The sequence below is a fragment of the Candidatus Mycoplasma haematohominis genome, from assembly GCF_902712995.1.
In the GTDB taxonomy this organism is placed as follows: Bacteria; Bacillota_I; Bacilli_A; order Mycoplasmatales; family Mycoplasmoidaceae; genus Eperythrozoon_B; species Eperythrozoon_B haematohominis.
The window spans coordinates 1-1,868 of record NZ_CACTIB010000032.1; the positions used below are offsets into that span (position 1 = coordinate 1).

The 1,868-nt window shown below is 33.5% G+C and carries 4 protein-coding genes; all 4 read left to right on the top strand.

All coding sequences use genetic code 4. From position 1 onward, the window contains the following. Nucleotides 1-139 precede the first annotated feature (139 nt). Nucleotides 140-910: a hypothetical protein gene (locus H6411_RS05720; protein WP_216083692.1), complete on the top strand. Its 771-nt coding sequence runs from the start codon at nt 140-142 to the stop codon at nt 908-910. Between the two features lie 154 nt (nt 911-1,064). Next, nucleotides 1,065-1,217: a hypothetical protein gene (locus H6411_RS05725; protein WP_216083693.1), complete on the top strand. Its 153-nt coding sequence runs from the start codon at nt 1,065-1,067 to the stop codon at nt 1,215-1,217. Further along, nucleotides 1,184-1,687, top strand: coding sequence for a hypothetical protein (locus tag H6411_RS05730; RefSeq protein WP_216083694.1), 504 nt, complete (start codon nt 1,184-1,186; stop codon nt 1,685-1,687). Before H6411_RS05725 ends, H6411_RS05730 begins: the two co-directional genes overlap by 34 nt. Next, nucleotides 1,688-1,868 (top strand): hypothetical protein (locus H6411_RS05735; protein ID WP_216083695.1); only part of this gene is annotated, 181 nt, incomplete at its 3' end.

Genomic DNA, 1,868 nt, shown 5'->3' on the forward strand with positions numbered 1-1,868 from the left:
TGATATCGCTTATAAAGCAGATAAGTCTGGATTTGAGGCAGATACTGGGACTGATGCAGCTAAAAAAAATTACAGAAAAGATGTTGAGAAATTCTGTGCTTTAAAAGGAGAAGAAAAGTTAACTGTATAGATTCCTACAATGGTTCCTTTAAAAGTAGCAGGCGCATCTGCAGTATCTGTAGTGGTTTTAGGGGGAGGAGGTTATTTGGTTTACGACAATTTGATTGATATTTATATAAGAACTTTAGATACTACAGGCTATGAAAACAATACTTTTGGTAAGAAGTATGGTAGATATTTATTAGATCCAAATAGTTCTAAGAATAAGGGTAGATGAAGTAAGGAGTATGACAGTTGGCAAGCGTATAAGACACAAAGTACAAATAGTTTAAGTTCTGAATTTCAAGACGATAATAAAGTAGATAAAAGCTATTCAAATTCACAAGACCAAAAAGCTTTAAACAGAGTATGTGAAGTTGCTTTTAAGGCTTTAGAGATTGTAGTTAAAGGAACAGACAAGACTAATTATGAAGATAATGTTTGAATGTTTTGTTCTCTTTTAGATGCAAAACCAGTGTTTATTAATCAAAATGAGACAGAGTATAGTAGCAAATTAGGACAAGAGGCGACTTATAATGATAAAGCTATGTCAGCTAGGAAACCAGGAGCAAACGTTAGCGATGCTAATGCTTTATTTTGAGATCTGAGAAATAAAGAATTTTTCGAATTAGAGTGAGGAAGTAAGGCGACTAATGGTTCTGTTTTTAAAACTCTTTACGATAAGAGAGACAACTTAAAAGATAGAGATAATGACAATATAAGAAAGGCTTGTGAAGAGGCTTATAAAAAAGTAACAAGCAGTCCAGAGAAGGATGATATTAGAAGGTTTTGCTATTTAATTCCAGAGTAGACTTATGACACCACAAATGGCAACAGGAGCTGCAGCAGGTATTGCTGTTGCTGGCGCAGGAGGGACTGCTATAGCTTATGCTTCAGGAGCATTTAGTTATTCTACATATTTTTCTGTGTAGGAAAACTATATGGAAATTATTTAATAGCTCCTTATGGTTCTAGAGGCAAAGAAAACACTGAAGATACGACCAAATCTAACAATAAAGATTGGTGAGAGTGATCTTATGCAAGATGAAAACAAGATTCTGATAACCAAGAAACAAGAAATACTTTGAGCCAAGAGTTTGAAGGTAGTCAGAAGATAGATAAAGCTTTTTCAGTTGAAGAAGTAACCGAGAACAAACCTAAAGCTCTAAATCAAGTATGTGAGGATGTTTATAAAAAAGAAAAGACAAACATAAATAGTAATTCAGATGAAAATCATAAAAAACTTTGAAACAATTTATGGAAGTATTGTTCTTTTTTTGGCGTTGAATTGATAACTGTAGAAAAGAGCACTCACAGATATACAGGAAATCAATACGGAGAAACCAAAAAATCTGATTTAGTTTCTGTTAAAGATAAGAACAATAATGTTTTTTGAGATACAAGGAATAGTGAGTTTTATGCCGATAGTGGAGATAAATCAGGAACAACTGTAATTACTGGAATATTTCATACCGAAAAAGCAAAAAACACTCATATCAAAAGCATTTGTGAAGATGCATATACAAAATCTAGTTCTGATAGTGGATATGTGCAGACAGATGTTGTTAAATTCTGTTCAATAAATTAGATGTCAGTAGCAAAAGCAGCTGGAGCTGCAGCAGTTGTTGTTGGAGTAGCAGGAACAGGTTACGGAGTTTCTGAGTACTTAAAACGACCTTATTTACTTTCTTATTTTTTGTCTACTAGTGATGGTCAAAGCAAAAAAGGAGAGTATGAGCATAAATTAGGAAGAGTTGGCGGGAATAGTG